Source organism: Enterobacter cloacae complex sp. P16RS2 (assembly GCF_014982155.1).
Lineage (GTDB): Bacteria > Pseudomonadota > Gammaproteobacteria > Enterobacterales > Enterobacteriaceae > Enterobacter > Enterobacter cloacae_M.
This window is the reverse complement of record NZ_JADCKW010000015.1, coordinates 1-16,281: the sequence shown is the minus strand read 5'-3', so window position 1 is coordinate 16,281 and position 16,281 is coordinate 1. Positions and strand designations below refer to the sequence as shown.

The following is a 16,281-nucleotide window of genomic DNA, read 5'->3' as shown; positions in this document are numbered from 1 at the left end:
TGGCCTCTTAATTCTGCAATACGGACGACACCAGCAGCTGGGTGTACGGATGGTGCGGATCGTCGAGCACCCGGTCGGTTAACCCACTTTCCACCACTTGGCCCTGCTTCATTACCAGAAGACGGTCCGCCAGCAGGCGCGCAACGCCTAAATCGTGGGTGACAATCACCACCGCGAGGTTCAGATCCACCACCAGGCCGCGCAGCAGATCGAGCAGGCGCGCCTGCACGGAGACGTCCAGCCCGCCGGTGGGTTCATCCATAAACACCAGCTTCGGATGGGTGACCAGGTTGCGCGCAATCTGCAGGCGCTGCTGCATCCCGCCGGAGAAGGTTGTCGGCAGGTCGTCGATGCGTGAGGCGGGGATTTCCACATCGATCAGCCAGTGCTGGGCGGTGGCGCGGATGTTGCCGTAGTGGCGCGCGCCGGTAGCCATCAGGCGTTCGCCGATGTTGCCCCCGGCGGAGACCTGACGGCGCAGGCCGTCCATCGGGTGCTGATGCACCACGCCCCACTCGGTGCGCAGCAGGCGGCGGCGCTCGGCCTCGCTCATGCCGTACAGCGAGGCGCCCTCATACAAAATGTCGCCGTTCTGCGGCGTCAGGCGCGCGGAGATGGACTTCAGCAGGGTCGTTTTGCCGGAGCCGGACTCGCCGACGATCCCCAGCACCTCGCCCGGCCACAGCTCGAACGATACGTCGCTAAAGCCTTTGCCCGGCGCATACAGGTGAGTCAGGTTATTAACCGAAAGCAGCGGTTTCATTGGCCGTTCGCCTCGCTCTGTTGGCGGCAGTAATCGGTGTCGGAGCAGACAAACATCCGTTTGCCCGTATCGTCCAGCACCACTTCGTCCAGATAGCTGTGTTTGGATCCGCAGATGGCGCACGGCTCGTCCCACTCCTGCACCGTAAACGGGTGATCGTCGAAATCCAGGCTTTCGACACGCGTATAAGGCGGAACGGCGTAGATGCGTTTTTCGCGCCCGGCGCCGAAAAGCTGCAGGGCGGGCATCATGTCCATCTTCGGGTTATCGAATTTTGGGATTGGCGACGGGTCCATCACGTAGCGCCCGTTCACCTTCACCGGGTAGGCGTAGGTGGTGGCGATATGGCCGAAGCGGGCGATGTCCTCATACAGCTTCACCTGCATGACGCCGTACTCTTCCAGCGCGTGCATGGTGCGGGTTTCCGTTTCGCGCGGCTCGATAAAGCGCAGCGGCTCCGGGATCGGCACCTGGAAAATCAAAATCTGATCTTCAGTGAGCGGGGTTTCCGGGATGCGGTGTCGGGTCTGGATCAGCGTGGCGTCTTCGGTTTTTTCGGTGGTATTGACGCCGGTGACGCGCTGGAAGAAGCTGCGGATCGACACGGCGTTGGTGGTGTCGTCGGCGCCCTGGTCGATGACCTTCAGCACGTCCGCCTCGCCTATCACGCTGGCTGTGATCTGAATACCTCCCGTGCCCCAGCCGTAGGGCATCGGCATTTCGCGGCCGCCGAACGGCACCTGATAGCCCGGAATGGCCACCGCTTTTAAGATGGCGCGGCGGATCATGCGTTTGGTTTGCTCATCCAGATAGGCAAAGTTGTAGCCGCTTAAGTTAGCCATTTTTGCGCTCCCGTTGCAGGCGTTTCAGCAGTTCCAGTTCGGCCTGGAAATCGACGTAGTGCGGCAGCTTGAGGTGCGAGACAAAACCGGCGGCCTCAACGTTATCCGCGTGGGCCAGCACGAACTCTTCGTCCTGCGCCGGGCCTGCAACGTGCTCGCCGTAGTCCGGCGCCTGGAGTGCGCGGTCGACCAGCGCCATTGCCATGGCCTTGCGCTCGCCCATGCCGAATACCAGCCCGTAGCCGCGGGTAAAGTGCGGGTCTTCGTCTTCCGGGGCGACGAAACCGTTGACCATTTCACATTCGGTCATCAGCAGTTCGCCGACGTTCACCGCAAAACCCAGCTCTTCCGGTACGATCTCGACGTCGATGTAGCCGCTGCGAATTTCGGCTGCAAACGGGTGGTTGCGCCCGTAGCCGCGCTGGGTGGAGTAGGCCAGCGCCAGCAGATAGCCTTCGTCGCCGCGCATCAGCTGCTGCAGGCGGGACGAGCGCGAGCACGGGTAAACCGGCGGCGTGCGGGTGATGTCATCCGGCTGCGCGCCAGAATCTTCTTCCGCCTTCGCCGGGCCCTGTTTTGCCAGCAGGCTGAAGACGTGCGGAGACGGTTCCTGTTCGGCATCGGAGGTGCTGAGCGTCGGCGCTTCGCCGTTCGCCAGCAGGGTAAAATCCAGCAGGCGGTGGGTGTAGTCGTACGTGGGGCCAAGCAGCTGGCCGCCGGGAACGTCTTTATAAACGGCAGAAATGCGGCGTTCCAGGCGCATCTCCGCCGTGTTCACCGGCTCGCTTACCGCCAGTCTGGCAAGCGTGGTGCGGTAGGCGCGCAGCAGGAAGATGGCTTCCACGTTGTCGCCGCTGGCCTGCTTCAGGGCCAGCGCCGCCAGCTCGCGGTCGGCGATGCCGCCTTCGGTCATCACCCGGTCGACCGCGAGGTTTAGCTGCTGTTCAATCTGGGCGACGCTCAGCTCGGGAAGCCGTTCATCACCCCGTCGTCTGTGCGTCTGTAGCGCATGGGCGGCGGCGATGGCCTTCTCGCCCCCCTTGACGGCAACGTACATCAGCACACCTCCACGTGGGTGGTCCGCGGGATTGCCAGCAGGCGCTCGCCGCAGGTCAGGATCAGGTCAATGCCCAGCGGGAACGGGTGCGGGCGCTCGGTCAGCTCGTGAATGATGCACTCCGGCAGCTGCGGTGCGACCATGCGTTCGTCGGCGATGCCCGCCCCCGTGAGGCGCAGCATGCGGCCGCCGCTCAGGCTGGAGACCTGCAGGATCAGCGTGGCGCTGGTTTCCGGGGCGACGGCGCTGCCTTCGCTCAGGGCGTTCAATTGCTCATGGCTGATTTGCTCGTCAGCCACGGCAAAAACCGCCTGCTGGGGCTGATCGACCAGCGGAGCGCTGGTGTGAAAACGCAGGTTCTGGCTGGCGATATCGTTCGACAGCGCGCCCGAAAGCCACACCGGGGTGTCGTTATCGGCAAGCGTCAGCAGCACGCTGGTGGTCGCCAGGTTCAGCGGCAGCCAGCCCTGGGAGAGCTGGTGCAGCGAGACGATCGTGCCCGGCTCGCTCATCGCCTTCAGCAGGCGACGAAAACTGTGTTGGGCATCCTGGACGGCCAGGGTAAAAGCAGGTTGAAGCGTCATGCGTTGTCTCCGCGAACGAGCGTAAAGAAGTCGACCCGGCTGGTATTCACTTCGGCCTGACGCGCGGCAATGCGCGCGGCGCGGTCGGCTTCCAGCGGGGCAATAAGGATTTCCATTAACGTCTGGAAATAAGGTTGTTCCTGTAAAAGCGCGTCGATCACCGCGCAGCGCTCGGCGTGGGCTTTATCACGCCCGAGCACGTAGCTGTAGCCCAGCGTGCCGCTGTTCAGACGGATCGCTGCGCGGGTGAGGGTGGCGTCTCCGGCGAAAAAGCGCTCGCCGGTGCCGCCCATGCGCGCCTGGATCTGAACGAGGCCGATCTCCGGGGCGCGAAGGGTGTCGTAATCAGGTGCCAGACTAAGGGCGCTCATGCGGGCAGAGAGCGCGGCAGGCTGGCTTTGGGCCAGCACGCGCATCCAGCGCTGTCGGGTTGCGGTGTCGAAGTGCATTCAGTGCTCCATGGTGAATTCGATCATGTCGGCGCGGGTCAGGCTGACGGAGTATTCCGTCGCGTTGATCTCGCCGTCACGGTGGTTGAGGGTGCGTACGCAGAGCAGCGGGGCCATATTGGGGATTTCGAGAACCTTGCTCTCTTTCGCCTGCGCGCGACGGGCGCTGATGCGCGTCTGGGTGCGCTTGAGCGCAATGCCGGTCGCATCCTGAAGAAAATCATGCAGCGAGCCGCTGGAGAAATGCTGGAGCACGGGCCAGAGGGCGAGGTCCGCAAAGTAGTGGTCTATCTGGCATACCGCCACGCCGTTAACGCGACGCAGGGTGCGCAGGTGAATGACGTCGTCGCCCTCCTGAATACCCAGCGCATCCGCCACGTGGCTGGAGGCCGGACGCAATACCGAGAGCAGCTTTTCGCTGGTCGGGTGGCTGCCCTGATCCAGCAGGTTCTGGCTAAAGCGCGCCTGGGCGTTCAGCGGGTAGTCGAACGGGCGCATCAGCACCAGCACGCCCACGCCCTGACGGCGCTGGACCCAGCCGCGCTCGACCAGCTGGTCAATGGCGCGACGCAGGGTGTGGCGGTTCACTTCATAGCGGTCGGCAAGCTGCTGCTCGGCGGGCAGGTAGTCTCCGCAGCGGTAGTGCGTGCGCAACTCCACTTCGAGCTTTGCGGCAATCTCTTGCCAGCGGGTGGGGTAGCTGGTCGGATGTCTGGATAAGTGCATAGAAAACAAAGCCTCGCTTCTCAGATGAAGTGCTTACGCAAACGTTGAGAGAGGAAATCCAGCAGGCTGACGGTGACGATGATGAGCACCATCAGGGCGCAGGTTTGCTGGAACTGGAAACCGCGAATCGCTTCCCACAGGGTGACGCCAATCCCGCCTGCGCCCACCATGCCGACCACCGTCGCGGAGCGGACGTTGGACTCAAAGCGGTACAGGGAGTAGGAGATCAGGAGTGGCATGACCTGCGGCAGGACGCCGTAGAGGATCTCTTCGATTTTGTTGGCGCCCGTTGCGCGGATGCCTTCCACCGGGCCGGGCTCGATGGCTTCGACCGCTTCAGAAAGCAGCTTGGAGAGCACGCCGGTGGTGTGGATGAACAGCGCCATGACGCCCGCGAACGGACCCAGGCCAACGGCGACCACGAACAGCATCGCAAAGACCATTTCATTGATGGCGCGACAGGCGTCCATCAGGCGACGCATCGGCTGGTATACCCACCACGGCACGATGTTTTCGGCGCTCATCAGGCCAAACGGAATGGAGAGAACGACGGCAAGGGCGGTGCCCCAGACGGCGATTTGCAGGGTGACCGCCATTTCGCTGAGATAGTCCTGCCACTGGCTGAAGTCCGGCGGGAAGAAGTCGGCGGCGAAGGTCGCCATGTTGCCCGCGTCTTTGAAGAGCAGCAGCGGATCCATTTCCGCGCCCTTCCAGGAGATAACCAGCACCGCCAGCAGGATGGCCCAGCTTATGAGCGAGAACCAGCTGCGCTTAGGCGGCGGTAGGGTGATGGTTTGCATGTTGGCTCCTTTGGGTTTAGCCCCCTCTCCCTGAGGGAGAGGGTTAGGGTGAGGGGGAAATGTCCGCGCTGATGCCCTCACCCCGGCCCTCTCCCACGGGGAGAGGGAGAAAGGCACTACTGCACCGCTTTATTCACGCTCGTCATCGCACCGAGCGCGGCGGTCAGGCGATCGAGGTCTTCCAGCTGCGCCTCAATTGCGGCCACTTTGCTGGTCTTCTCGTCGTCCTTCAGCCCTTTGTTGTCCTTCACGCCCTGCATCTCTTTAAACAGCGCCAGCTGGCGAATCGGGACCAGCTGCAGGTCGCTTGACGGGCGGAACGGTGCCCAGCCAAGACGTTCCAGGACCGCTTTCTCTTCCGGCGTTTTGCCATAGGTCATGAAGAAGTCGTAAACCTTGTCCTTGGTGCTCTCGGAGAGGTTTTTACGCCAGACGATCGGGTCGCCCGGGATCAGCGGCGACTTCCAGATGACCTTGATCTCTTTCAGCTTGTCCGGCGCGGAAGTTTTCAGCTTGTCGAGGTTCTCGGTGTTGTTGGTAGCAACGTCCACCTGCTTGTTGGCCACGGCCAGAGCGTTGGTTTCATGGCTGGCGTTCACCGTGCGCTTGAAGTCGCTGGCGGAGGCGTTGTTTTTGGCGAAGACGTAGTAGCCGGGGACAAGGTAGCCGGAGGTGGAGTTCGGGTCGCCGTTGCCGAAGGTCAGCTCTTTGCGTTTGGCGAGCATGTCGTTGAGGTTGTTGATCGGGCTGTCTTTGTTGACGATCAGCACGCTCCAGTAGCCCGGGGAGCCATCTGCCGCAACGGTCTGGGCAAATACCTGACCGTTCGCGCGGTCCACCGCTTCCATTGCGGAGAGGTTGCCGTACCAGGCGATGTCCACTTTATTAAAGCGCATCCCCTGGATGATGCCCGCGTAGTCCGGGGCGAAGAAGGCGTTCACTTTGATTCCCAGCCTGGTTTCCATATCTTTCAGGAAGGGTTCCCACTGAGGCTTCAGGTTCTGCTGTGATTCCGTCGAAATAATGCCGAAGTTCAGCGCTTTTTCCTGCTCTTGTGCATACGCCGGGCTTAACAGGGTGCTGAGGCTGAACATGCTGGTAAAGGCCAGCGCGGCAACGGCTTTGTAGCTCATGTACTTTCCTCGGATCGGGTTTAATTAAGCAGCCTGCGCGTTCTCTTCGACGCGGTTAATGCTGCGGTAGAGATGGTCAAAACGTTCGTTATCAAACTGATGGCTCGCGCCATCAAAGAACACATGTCCCTGACGCAGGGCGACAATGCGTTCGCAGTAGCGCAGGGCGTAATCCACCTGATGCAGCGTGACCACCACGGTGATGCCGTCGTTCTGGTTAATGTCGCGCAGGGTTTCCATCACGATGCGGGCGGACTCCGGGTCCAGCGAGGCAATGGGTTCGTCAGCGAGAATGATTTGCGCTTTTTGCATTAGGGCGCGGGCAATCGCTACGCGCTGCTGTTGTCCACCGGACAGGGTGGAGACGCGCTGGTGGGCAAAATGCGCCATGCCGACGCGGGTCAGCGCCTGCAAGGCTTCCTGTTTTTGCGAAGGAGAGAACCAGCGCAGACAGGTGCGCCAGAACGGGGTGCTGCCGAGCGCGCCAATCAGGACGTTCTCCAGCACCGTCAGGCGGTTCACCAGGTTGAACTGCTGGAAGATGTAGCCCGTCTGGGCGCGGCTCTTGCGGATATCGCTGGCGAGACGCCCCGCGCGCTGCACGGTATTGCCCAGCAGCTCGACGTGGCTTTCCGGCGTTTTATCGCAGGTGATAAGGCCGCTTAAATGACGCAGTAGGGTAGATTTACCCGAGCCAGAAGGCCCGAGAAGCGCCACCATGTCGCCCTGCTGGACGGTCAGATCAACGGCATGCAGAGCCTTATTGTGATTGAAGGTCTTGCTCAGTTTCTCGACGCGGATGACGGTTTGCATGTGCTGGGCCTCACGATAAATGTGGCCTCATGCTGGCGCATCAATGTGACATTTGGGTTAAGTCTGGGTTGCGGGAGTTTGAAGAGTTGAGCGGAGTTTGATGACAGGCGGAGGCAGACCGCCCACCGCCCGAAAATTAGTGCTGTTGCTTAACGACGTTAATCATCCACGGCACGCCGTATTTATCGGTGACTTTACCGAAACCGTGTGCCCAGAAGGTTTCCTGCCAGGCCATGTCGATATTCCCGCCCGCGGCGAGGTTGTCGAACCAGCGCTTGCCTTCATTAACGTCCTGAGTGTCGAGTACCAGCGTGAAGCCCGCGTACTGCGCGTTGCTGCCCGGCGGCATCCCGTCGCTCATCATGATATCGCTGCCCGCAATGCGGACGTTGGAGTGAGCGATAGCCGAATCCGGAAATTGCATACCGGACGGACAGCCTTCTTCGCTGTTATCGCTTTTTGGCATTTCGCCGAAGGTGATTTTATAGAGAAGCTCTGCGCCGACGGCTTGCTGGTAGAAAGAAGTGGCTTCTGCACAATTGCCGGCGAACGAGATGTAGGGACTTAACGGCATAATCTTTACCTCACGTAAGAAAAGCTCGTTAAGTGTAGTTCCCGAAAACCCGGTAAGCGAAGCGCCACCGGGCGGGTAAATCAGTTCTTTTTCACGAACTCTGATTTCAGCTTCATCGGACCGAAGCCGTCAATTTTGCAGTCGATATTATGATCGCCTTCAACCAGACGGATATTCTTCACTTTGGTGCCGATCTTCAGCATGGAAGAACTGCCTTTCACTTTCAGATCTTTAATCACGGTTACGCTGTCGCCGTCCGCCAGCAGATTGCCGTTCGCATCTTTGACGACAAGTGCATCAGCATCGTGTGATGGTTCGGCATCGTTCCATTCGTGAGCGCATTCCGGGCAGATGAACATGCCATTATCTTCATAGGTGTATTCAGAATTGCATTTTGGGCAGTGTGGGAGTGACATATCGGTATCCTCAAAAAGTGTAAACGCGCTGGAAAGTGCCAGCTAAATGACGGCAGCGTGCCGAAAAAGGCGGCAAGTATAGCGCAAATCCACACGTTTGTCGGTGACATTGTGAATTAAAAAAATGCAAAAAGCCTATCGGGAGTGACACTTCCTGTCAGTCAGTTAAGCGATGCTTACCTCATTAACACGTTGGGAAGAAATGACGCTAAATATATCGAATATTTTATTGCAGCAAATTGCTACGCTCCTTCATTTCGGATAAGGTGAAGCGACACATCGTTATTTATCTCCTGACTTCGCTGCCATCCATATCTTTTGGCAGGGGCGTATTACCTCTCTTTTTAGGTGGGTAAATAATGATGATATATCCTGAAGTTTCTTAAAATTGGGCTACGCTTTTTTCCTTTGGCCGTCAGGCCAGGAGGGGAGCTATACACGCCATGCAAGGATAGCGAAATATTTCTGATTATCATCAATCAGTTATATTTCGGCGAACATGTTTTCCACACGTAATCATATAAGCCTGAACAACATAATTAATACCAGTGGCTTAATAAAAGTAATAAATTTGCGTTAAGGAAAGGCTTTTATCATGCACACACAGACCATTTTTGAATTAAGCCAGGAAGCTGAGCGTTTGTTACAGCTCGCCCTGCAAAACCTTGATACCTTGAAATCAATGCCGACTGCGATGCTGGAGAGCACCGCGGCTGCTATTACGGGTGAAAAGAACAACGTTTTACCTTTGCATTTTAGTGCGCGCGGTGTCGACGCGCAGCAGGCGATGCTGAATAATGAATTACGAAAAATAACCCGGCTGGAAATGGTCCTGGCTATTGTGGGCACTATGAAAGCGGGGAAATCGACGACCATTAATGCGATTGTGGGGACCGAAGTGTTGCCGAACCGCAATCGTCCGATGACGGCGCTCCCTACTCTGATTCGCCACACGCCGGGTCAGAAGGAGCCGGTGCTGCATTTCTCACATGCCTCGCCCATTGATGAATTGATCCAACTGCTACAGAAAAAGCTATGCGATTACGATCGCGGAAAGCTCGCTCAGCATCTGGAAATTGATAAAGACATGAATACGCTGCTGGAGCGCATTGAAAAAGGAGAGGCTTTTGAGAAGCATCACCTGGGCGCGCAGCCGATATTTTATTGTCTGAAAAGCCTCAACGACCTGGTGAGACTTTCCCAGGCGTTAGGCGTGGAGTTTCCCTTCTCTGAATACGCCGCCATCGAACATATTCCGGTGATTGAAGTGGAGTTCGTGCATCTTGCGGGTCTGGATGCTCACCTCGGACAGCTGACTCTGCTCGATACGCCCGGGCCGAATGAGGCCGGACAGCCGCATCTGCAAAAAATGCTCAGCGAGCAGTTGTCCCGCGCGTCGGCGGTGCTGGCCGTGATGGATTATACCCAGCTTAAATCTATCTCTGATGAAGAAGTCCGCCAGGCCATTTCTGCGGCGGGAAAATCCGTGCCGCTGTATGCGCTGGTCAATAAGTTCGATCAGAAAGATCGCAATAGCGACGATGAAGAGCAGATCCGGGCGATGATCTCCGGCACCTTAATGAAAGGCAATATTTCGCCTGGCCAGATCTACCCCGTTTCGTCCATGTGGGCCTATCTGGCAAACCGCGCTCGCTACGAGATGAGTAACCACGGACAATTGCCGGATCATCAGGAGCAACCCTGGGTGCAGGACTTTGCCGAAGCGGCGCTTGGGCGGCGCTGGCGTACGGAGGACCTGGACGATATCGACCATATTCGTCATGCTGCCGATTTGCTCTGGGAAGATTCGCTTTTCGAACAACCGATACGCAAGCTGATCTACGCCGCCTATGCCAATTCCTCGCTTTACGCGCTGCGTTCGGCCTCGCACAAGCTGCTCAACTACGCACAAAATGCCCGGGAGTACCTCGACTTCCGCTATCAGGGGCTGACGGTTGCCTTTGAGGCGCTGGAACTGAATATCGCACGTCTGGAAGAGGACATGGCGCTTCTCCAGACACGTCAGAGCGTGGTGAGTGATGAGGTGAAACATGAAGTTGAGGAGGCGCTGAACGCCACCGCGGACTTTATGGGAGCGCAAAAAATCGCGCTTAACCAGGCGATTGGCGAGGTGTTCAGCGCTCAGCATATTCTTGATTTGGCAGGCATCGATCGGCAGAACCCTCACGGTGACGAGCTGAAGCAACTGGTTCTGGACGATGAAGGGAAGGCGCAGATCGCGCTGAGTAAAATCCGCTCCTCCTGCGAACGGGTGATGCTGGATGAACAGACGAAAATCTGCCGGGAGCTGGCGTTACGCTTCGACCAGCTTGAATCTACGCTGGCGCGTTCCCTGAACGAGGCCATGCGCCCCATCGAAACGCGTATTAAAGAGCATCTGAGCCATGCGGGTTTTCGGGCGCGAATCAGTTTCCCGGCGTTTCAGGCTCACCAGCTCAACTTCAATACGCGGGGGCTGTTTAACGATGCGATAGCGCAGGATGACAGCCAGGCAGGCCCGTCATCAGGCGGGAGCAGCATGCGAGAAACGGTCTCTCGCTGGCTCAATAATCCGGGCTGGGGCTGGGATGAGTATGTGGAAACGCGCACGCGCTATGTTATCGATATTGCGCAGCTGCATGACAAATTTAAGCAACATATTGAGCTGTTTTGTGAACAAATACGTAAAGCTTTGTCCGCGCAGGTCGATGTCTCTGTTACGGCAGGAATGGCGACGTTCTTTGCAGAATTTTCGCTGTGCCTGACCGGGTTACAGGAAAGCTTGCGTGATAGCCTCGCAGTACGTCAACAGAATGAGCATTCAACCCGAGCGCTCTGCCAGCTGTTGAAGCAAAGTATTACGACTGCGACGTGGATACAGGAAGATACCCGACTGTTACGCGATGATATTCAAACTCTATTCGCGGCAGAGCAACCATGACAACACCACTACTGGACGGTCCCGGGCGAACGCTGGAGTGTATTAATCCAAAATTTATGGTCGATCTGGTGCAGGGAGTGGACGCGGCGCGCCATCCTCACCTGGGACCACAACAGCTTCAGTTTCGTGAGCGTTTGACTCAGGAAATCATGACGCATACCCGGCTACGCCCCTGGGCGATGGCGGGTATGCTCAATGAAAATGCAGCGCTGCGCCTGGGGCTGGCGGAAAAACTGGCCGGCATGCTTGACCCGGGTCATCTCGCGCTGACGCTGATGGCAGAGAAACTGATTGCTTTGCGCCAGCAGACTCACCCGCGCGCCCAGCAGTCCCCGGGGCTGATGCAGCAGTACGCTGAACTCGCCTCTCATTTTACCCAACGCACCGCATATAAAGAGAAGGCGCTAACCCAGCGCGGGCTGACGGTGCAGGCGGGTGAGCACAGCGAGCAGATTTTTACCCGCTGGCGGGCCGGGCATTATGATGGCTGGTCGCTGGCCGGGCGTTGTTTTATCGTCCTGGAAGAGCTGCGCTGGGGGGCATTTGGTGACGCATGCCGCCTCGCGAATGAAGATGTGGCGGCAATGCTTAAGGATAACCTGCGCAGCATGGCGGCTAACTATCTGGCACAGGGCATCAATGCGTCCCCCACGACCCGCCATTTCTATCACCAGTGGCTGACAACGCCAGCCTCTCCGGGTTTAATCGATCATAAAGACATGCTGGGCTGGCTGGGGGACTGGTGTCAGGCGGATCAACATCCGGTGAGCTGGTCAGTGACGCAAAACTGGCAGACCGTCGCGCTGGGTATGCCGAGGCTTTGTTCGGCAAAACGGCTGGTGGACGGGATGGTGGAAGAGATTTTTGGGTAAATCCCTCACCCTCTCCCCGTTGGGAGAGGGAATGGTGCGGTGTGTTAATGATTCATTTCTATCGGCTTTGGTTCAGGCAGGGACACTTGCATATTCCCGTAGCGTTTCGCATACAGCGCCGTGATGATGGGGACCAGAATCGCGGTGACAATTACGCTCGCGGCAACCAGCGCCGTCGCTGAAGCGGCGACCGGTTCGAAGGCCGGGTTAATTTGGGCGATAATCACCGGGTTTGCAACAGCAGCCCCCGCGGCTGAAGAGGCGGCGACACCGGCCGTGCCGTTTCCTCCTCCGATTACGCGGTCGGCAATAATCAGCGGAATACCGGTGATGACGATCACGGCGACACCCAGCACAATGCCCAGCAGGCCGGTATCGAGAATGACCTTCAGGTTGATGGTGTTCCCCAGTGCGAAACCGAAGAACGGGATTAGCACCGGCGTGGCTTTGCTGAAGAAATCACGCAGATCGCGGTCGAGATTGCCAAGGGCGAAACCGACCAGGAAGGGCAGGATTGCGCCGACAAAGTGGTGCGGTTCAAACGAGGCCAGGCCAGCAGACCCCAGGATCAGCATCGTCATCAATGGGCCGGACTCCAGAGACATCAGCACAAATGCGCCGGACTCTTCTTTCGTTCCGTACTGGTTCATCAGGCTGGCGTACAATCCGCCGTTGGTCATATCCATTGCCGAGACAATCGCCAGGACCGATAAACCCGCAAAGAACCCGGTCTGAATTCCATTCTCCGGAATGAACATCGCGCATATCATTGCCACCGCCCAGGCTACCGCTATTTTGGTTATCACCAGCGTCCCGGATTTCCGTAATACTGTCCCCGTTGCCCGCAAATTAATGGATGCGCCGATACAAAAAAACCAGACGGCAAGAATGGGAACCGTGCCTGTTATCATGCCTTTTGTGAAACCACCGAAATAGGCTCCGGTATCGGGAGCAAGAGTATTCAGGATGGCGCCCAGCACCAGCGGAACCAGCATCATGCCGCCGGGTATACGTTCTATCGTGGCTTTAATCTTCATAGACAAACCTCACATCGGAACCCGCAGGACGGGTGATAGGTGTTAGAAATTAGTCAATAAATTCAATAGATTGCTCGTATTGCTTGCGGTGTTTTTTCGAAAGCCCTGCAACAAAATTAAATGCGTGCTCTCAATTAACCTTTTTCTTAAACACATAAAACGCTGAATTCGGATTTATGATGCGATCATTGGAATATTGATTCAATGAAAATAAAACACTGTTTTAGTTATATCCATCACATATTCAATGTAAAACCTGAGGTCGGTTCCTGTTGATGAAAATTTATGTAAACCTGATGTGAATTAACGTGGTTTGTTTTTCCGTTAAGAAAGAAATAATGACGCGCGGGAGGATGTCCTTTAGGTGGGGTAAGGAAGTGCTTATTTGCACTCCTTGACAAAAATTGGACTGAGTTGACGAGACGCGAAAATATGTGTGAAGTTGATCACAAATATAAACGCTGGTAGGGTAAAAAGGTCATTAACTGCCCAGGCAGGCGTCAACAGGTTCGGTTGTATCGACGTAAAACGTCAATGTAAGTAAACCTGCTACGCTTGAATAAGGCGATTCGCATGGAGCGGATCCCATGGTTCACAGAACGCTAACTGGACTGTGAAACAGACAGGGCCGAGTCAACGAGGATAGCTATGCTGAGAAGGAAAAAGATTAAACCCATCACGCTTCGCGACGTCACCATTATTGATGACGCAAAGCTGCGTAAAGCCATTACCGCAGCCTCGCTCGGTAATGCGATGGAATGGTTCGATTTTGGTGTCTACGGCTTTGTGGCCTATGCGTTAGGTAAAGTGTTTTTCCCCGGGGCCGATCCCAGCCTGCAGATGATCGCCGCACTGGGTACGTTCTCCGTTCCCTTCCTGATTCGCCCGCTGGGCGGTCTGTTCTTCGGTATGCTCGGCGATAAATATGGTCGTCAGAAGATCCTGGCCATCACCATCGTCATTATGTCGATCAGTACATTCTGTATCGGCCTTATACCGTCTTACGCCACCATCGGCATTTGGGCACCCATTCTCTTGCTGATTTGTAAGATGGCGCAGGGCTTCTCTGTAGGCGGTGAATATACCGGTGCCTCGATCTTCGTCGCCGAGTATTCCCCGGACCGTAAGCGCGGTTTTATGGGAAGCTGGCTGGACTTCGGCTCGATTGCCGGGTTTGTCCTGGGGGCGGGCGTCGTGGTGTTGATTTCAACCGTGGTGGGTGAAGATAACTTCCTCGACTGGGGCTGGCGTATTCCGTTCTTCCTGGCATTGCCGCTGGGGATTATTGGCCTCTACCTGCGTCATGCGCTGGAAGAGACGCCTGCCTTCCAGCAGCACGTCGATAAACTTGAGCAGGGTGACCGCGAAGGGCTGCAGGATGGTCCGAAGGTGTCGTTCAAAGAGATTGCCACTAAACACTGGCGCAGCCTGCTGACCTGTATTGGTCTGGTGATTTCGACCAACGTGACCTACTACATGCTCTTGACCTACATGCCGAGCTATCTGTCGCATAACCTGCACTACTCGGAAGATCACGGTGTGCTGATTATTATCGCCATCATGGTGGGTATGCTGTTTGTGCAGCCGATTATGGGTCTGTTGAGTGACCGTTTTGGTCGTCGACCGTTCATTATTCTGGGAAGCGTTGCGCTGTTTGCTCTGGCAATTCCGGCATTCATTCTGATTAACAGTGATGTGCTGGGGCTGATTTTTGCCGGTCTGCTGATGCTGGCGGTGATCCTTAACTGCTTTATCGGGGTGATGGCCTCAACGTTGCCCGCGATGTTCCCGACGCATATTCGCTACAGCGCGCTGGCCGCGGCCTTTAACATCTCGGTGCTGATTGCCGGTCTGACCCCGACGCTTGCCGCCTCGCTGGTCGAGAGCACGCAGAACCTGATGATGCCGGCTTATTACCTGATGGTGATTGCGGTGATTGGTCTGATTACCGGTCTTACCATGAAGGAGACGGCGAATCGCCCTCTGAAAGGCGCAACGCCTGCGGCGTCTGACATCCAGGAAGCGAAAGAGATCCTGCGCGAGCACTACGATAACGTAGAGCAGAAGATTGAGGATATTGACGCAGAGATTGAAGAGCTGCAGAAAAAACGCTCCCGACTGGTGGACCAGCATCCACGCATCAACGAGTAATAAAGAAACCCGCCAACGGCGGGTTTTCTTTTATTAGCATCCGGCAGCGATGTAGTCGCCATTGGCGCTGACGGGGATCACCGTCAGGAACAGCACCGTCGCAAACAGGATCAGGACTATCCCTCCGGCTATTTTGACTGCTGGCACCAGCCATCTTAGTGAGGCGCTTTCTCCGAACCAGGTCACCGTGCGCTCACGGGCGTACCGTACAGCCAGGGAAAGCCCCACAATGGAAAGTGCGGTGCCCAAAGACATGGTCATGACCGCGGCCACTCCCCAGGTGACAATGCCCAGCGCGTTCGAAAACATCAGAATCATGATCGCCCCGCTGCACGGGCGTGCGCCAATTGCCAGAATCACGCCCAGACGGGTTTTCCAGTCGCCCTGCGTCAGGTCTGTACCTACGCCGTGATGGCCGCAGCCACAGTGTTCATCGTGCTGATGAAGAGGCTTGATGGCGGAGATAGTCATCCTGCGCGGGCGCAGGCTCTTCAGCGCCCGGTAAATAACGAATGCACCAAATGCGCCAATAAGCACAGCGCTTATCTTCTCCACGTACCAGCGGCTGGTACTGATATCCCCCGAGGCGAGGTTAAACCCCACCGCCAGAATAAAGACAAACAGAATGGCGCTGACGCCCTGCATCAGGCTACCCAGGAAGGGGACAACCCGGGCGGCCAGCTCGCTTTCCTTATTGGTGGTCAGATAGGTCGTCACGATGAACTTTCCGTGCCCGGGTCCGATGGCGTGAAGGACACCATAAAGGAAAGCCCCCGTTAACAGCCATAATCCGCCGCTGTACTGGTGGTTATTAAGCTGCAGCAGATACATCACCAGATAGCGGTGCAGCGTAATTTGCGTGGCGAGGCACCACTGGATAAAGGCGTTCCAGTGCGCATGCAGGGTAAAACCGGCAAAGAGGAGTGCCAGCAGCATCACCCCTGCTGTAGGGAGACGCCAGTCGCGGGCGAGGCGTTGTGTGGTCATGAGGGTGGGCCTGCACTGAGGAGAATATTTGCCGCTAGTATAGTTGATCTTCTCGCTCAATTCGTGGGATCGCATCGCGATCCGCTCATGATTGTGGATAACTTTGTGCATAAAAGGGTATAAGGCGGGGTTTTGC

16 protein-coding genes are annotated in these 16,281 nt (G+C 57.0%); 3 read left to right on the top strand and 13 right to left on the bottom strand.

Annotated features, from left to right (window positions below; genetic code table 11):
- Positions 1 to 7: 7 nt before the first annotated feature.
- From phnK to INF68_RS11200, 11 genes are all read right to left on the bottom strand, one after another.
- The gene (gene phnK / locus INF68_RS11250) at positions 8 to 763 is read right to left on the bottom strand and encodes a phosphonate C-P lyase system protein PhnK (protein ID WP_126787107.1); all 756 of its coding nucleotides are present in this window, start codon (positions 761 to 763) and stop codon (positions 8 to 10) included.
- Complete coding sequence (gene phnJ, locus INF68_RS11245) at positions 760 to 1,605, bottom strand: alpha-D-ribose 1-methylphosphonate 5-phosphate C-P-lyase PhnJ (protein ID WP_023310087.1); 846 nt, start codon at positions 1,603 to 1,605, stop codon at positions 760 to 762. The genes phnK and phnJ overlap by 4 nt, the downstream gene beginning before the upstream one ends.
- Positions 1,598 to 2,662, bottom strand: coding sequence for a carbon-phosphorus lyase complex subunit PhnI (locus INF68_RS11240; protein ID WP_126787106.1), 1,065 nt, complete (start codon positions 2,660 to 2,662; stop codon positions 1,598 to 1,600). The genes phnJ and INF68_RS11240 overlap by 8 nt, the downstream gene beginning before the upstream one ends.
- The gene (gene phnH, locus INF68_RS11235; RefSeq protein WP_109846209.1) at positions 2,662 to 3,246 is read right to left on the bottom strand and encodes a phosphonate C-P lyase system protein PhnH; all 585 of its coding nucleotides are present in this window, start codon (positions 3,244 to 3,246) and stop codon (positions 2,662 to 2,664) included. Before phnH ends, INF68_RS11240 begins: the two co-directional genes overlap by 1 nt.
- Positions 3,243 to 3,695 carry a phosphonate C-P lyase system protein PhnG gene (gene phnG, locus INF68_RS11230; RefSeq protein ID WP_109846208.1) on the bottom strand — a complete coding sequence of 151 codons (453 nt, stop codon included), beginning with the start codon at positions 3,693 to 3,695 and terminating at the stop codon, positions 3,243 to 3,245. The genes phnH and phnG overlap by 4 nt, the downstream gene beginning before the upstream one ends.
- On the bottom strand, positions 3,696 to 4,421 hold the full coding sequence (phnF, locus tag INF68_RS11225; RefSeq protein WP_023310091.1) for a phosphonate metabolism transcriptional regulator PhnF: 726 nt from the start codon (positions 4,419 to 4,421) through the stop codon (positions 3,696 to 3,698).
- Positions 4,422 to 4,441: 20 nt separating this feature from the next.
- Entirely contained in the window at positions 4,442 to 5,221 is a 780-nt protein-coding gene (phnE, locus tag INF68_RS11220; protein ID WP_023334213.1) for a phosphonate ABC transporter, permease protein PhnE, read from the bottom strand.
- Between the two features lie 116 nt (positions 5,222 to 5,337).
- Positions 5,338 to 6,354 carry a phosphonate ABC transporter substrate-binding protein gene (gene phnD / locus INF68_RS11215; RefSeq protein ID WP_109846207.1) on the bottom strand — a complete coding sequence of 339 codons (1,017 nt, stop codon included), beginning with the start codon at positions 6,352 to 6,354 and terminating at the stop codon, positions 5,338 to 5,340.
- 24 nt (positions 6,355 to 6,378) lie between these two features.
- Positions 6,379 to 7,167, bottom strand: a complete 789-nt coding sequence (gene phnC, locus INF68_RS11210; RefSeq protein WP_109846206.1) for a phosphonate ABC transporter ATP-binding protein — start codon at positions 7,165 to 7,167, stop codon at positions 6,379 to 6,381.
- A gap of 136 nt (positions 7,168 to 7,303) precedes the next feature.
- Positions 7,304 to 7,741, bottom strand: a complete 438-nt coding sequence (gene yjdN / locus INF68_RS11205) for a VOC family metalloprotein YjdN (protein WP_033144440.1) — start codon at positions 7,739 to 7,741, stop codon at positions 7,304 to 7,306.
- 80 nt (positions 7,742 to 7,821) lie between these two features.
- Positions 7,822 to 8,157 carry a zinc ribbon domain-containing protein YjdM gene (locus tag INF68_RS11200; RefSeq protein ID WP_023310096.1) on the bottom strand — a complete coding sequence of 112 codons (336 nt, stop codon included), beginning with the start codon at positions 8,155 to 8,157 and terminating at the stop codon, positions 7,822 to 7,824.
- A gap of 595 nt (positions 8,158 to 8,752) precedes the next feature.
- On the opposite strand from INF68_RS11200, the gene crfC reads away from it, so the two are divergent.
- Both crfC and INF68_RS11190 read left to right on the top strand, forming a co-directional pair.
- Complete coding sequence (gene crfC, locus INF68_RS11195) at positions 8,753 to 11,098, top strand: clamp-binding protein CrfC (protein WP_126787105.1); 2,346 nt, start codon at positions 8,753 to 8,755, stop codon at positions 11,096 to 11,098.
- Complete coding sequence (locus tag INF68_RS11190; RefSeq protein ID WP_126787104.1) at positions 11,095 to 11,970, top strand: diguanylate cyclase regulator RdcB family protein; 876 nt, start codon at positions 11,095 to 11,097, stop codon at positions 11,968 to 11,970. Before crfC ends, INF68_RS11190 begins: the two co-directional genes overlap by 4 nt.
- Before the next feature lie 44 nt (positions 11,971 to 12,014).
- Here INF68_RS11190 and kdgT read toward each other — a convergent pair whose 3' ends face one another.
- A complete protein-coding gene (gene kdgT, locus INF68_RS11185) occupies positions 12,015 to 13,007 on the bottom strand; it encodes a 2-keto-3-deoxygluconate transporter (RefSeq protein ID WP_126787103.1) in 993 nt (330 codons plus the stop codon).
- A 648-nt stretch (positions 13,008 to 13,655) separates the two neighbouring features.
- On the opposite strand from kdgT, the gene proP reads away from it, so the two are divergent.
- Positions 13,656 to 15,158 (top strand): glycine betaine/L-proline transporter ProP, encoded by a 1,503-nt coding sequence (proP, locus tag INF68_RS11180; RefSeq protein WP_045355283.1) that lies wholly within the window; start codon positions 13,656 to 13,658, stop codon positions 15,156 to 15,158.
- 33 nt (positions 15,159 to 15,191) lie between these two features.
- Here the strand turns inward: proP and INF68_RS11175 are convergent, their stop codons facing one another.
- The gene (locus tag INF68_RS11175; protein ID WP_109846201.1) at positions 15,192 to 16,145 is read right to left on the bottom strand and encodes a nickel/cobalt transporter; all 954 of its coding nucleotides are present in this window, start codon (positions 16,143 to 16,145) and stop codon (positions 15,192 to 15,194) included.
- Between the last annotated feature and the right edge of the window lie 136 nt (positions 16,146 to 16,281).

Coding starts and splice junctions, on each gene's coding strand:
- phnF (WP_023310091.1), bottom strand. CDS start 4,421: ATGCACTTATCCAGACATCCGACCAGCTACCCCACCCGCTGGCAAGAG.
- INF68_RS11175 (WP_109846201.1), bottom strand. CDS start 16,145: ATGACCACACAACGCCTCGCCCGCGACTGGCGTCTCCCTACAGCAGGG.
- yjdN (WP_033144440.1), bottom strand. CDS start 7,741: ATGCCGTTAAGTCCCTACATCTCGTTCGCCGGCAATTGTGCAGAAGCC.
- INF68_RS11190 (WP_126787104.1), top strand. CDS start 11,095: ATGACAACACCACTACTGGACGGTCCCGGGCGAACGCTGGAGTGTATT.
- phnJ (WP_023310087.1), bottom strand. CDS start 1,605: ATGGCTAACTTAAGCGGCTACAACTTTGCCTATCTGGATGAGCAAACC.
- phnG (WP_109846208.1), bottom strand. CDS start 3,695: ATGCACTTCGACACCGCAACCCGACAGCGCTGGATGCGCGTGCTGGCC.
- kdgT (WP_126787103.1), bottom strand. CDS start 13,007: ATGAAGATTAAAGCCACGATAGAACGTATACCCGGCGGCATGATGCTG.
- phnK (WP_126787107.1), bottom strand. CDS start 763: ATGAAACCGCTGCTTTCGGTTAATAACCTGACTCACCTGTATGCGCCG.
- INF68_RS11200 (WP_023310096.1), bottom strand. CDS start 8,157: ATGTCACTCCCACACTGCCCAAAATGCAATTCTGAATACACCTATGAA.
- proP (WP_045355283.1), top strand. CDS start 13,656: ATGCTGAGAAGGAAAAAGATTAAACCCATCACGCTTCGCGACGTCACC.
- phnC (WP_109846206.1), bottom strand. CDS start 7,167: ATGCAAACCGTCATCCGCGTCGAGAAACTGAGCAAGACCTTCAATCAC.
- phnH (WP_109846209.1), bottom strand. CDS start 3,246: ATGACGCTTCAACCTGCTTTTACCCTGGCCGTCCAGGATGCCCAACAC.
- phnE (WP_023334213.1), bottom strand. CDS start 5,221: ATGCAAACCATCACCCTACCGCCGCCTAAGCGCAGCTGGTTCTCGCTC.
- phnD (WP_109846207.1), bottom strand. CDS start 6,354: ATGAGCTACAAAGCCGTTGCCGCGCTGGCCTTTACCAGCATGTTCAGC.
- crfC (WP_126787105.1), top strand. CDS start 8,753: ATGCACACACAGACCATTTTTGAATTAAGCCAGGAAGCTGAGCGTTTG.
- INF68_RS11240 (WP_126787106.1), bottom strand. CDS start 2,662: ATGTACGTTGCCGTCAAGGGGGGCGAGAAGGCCATCGCCGCCGCCCAT.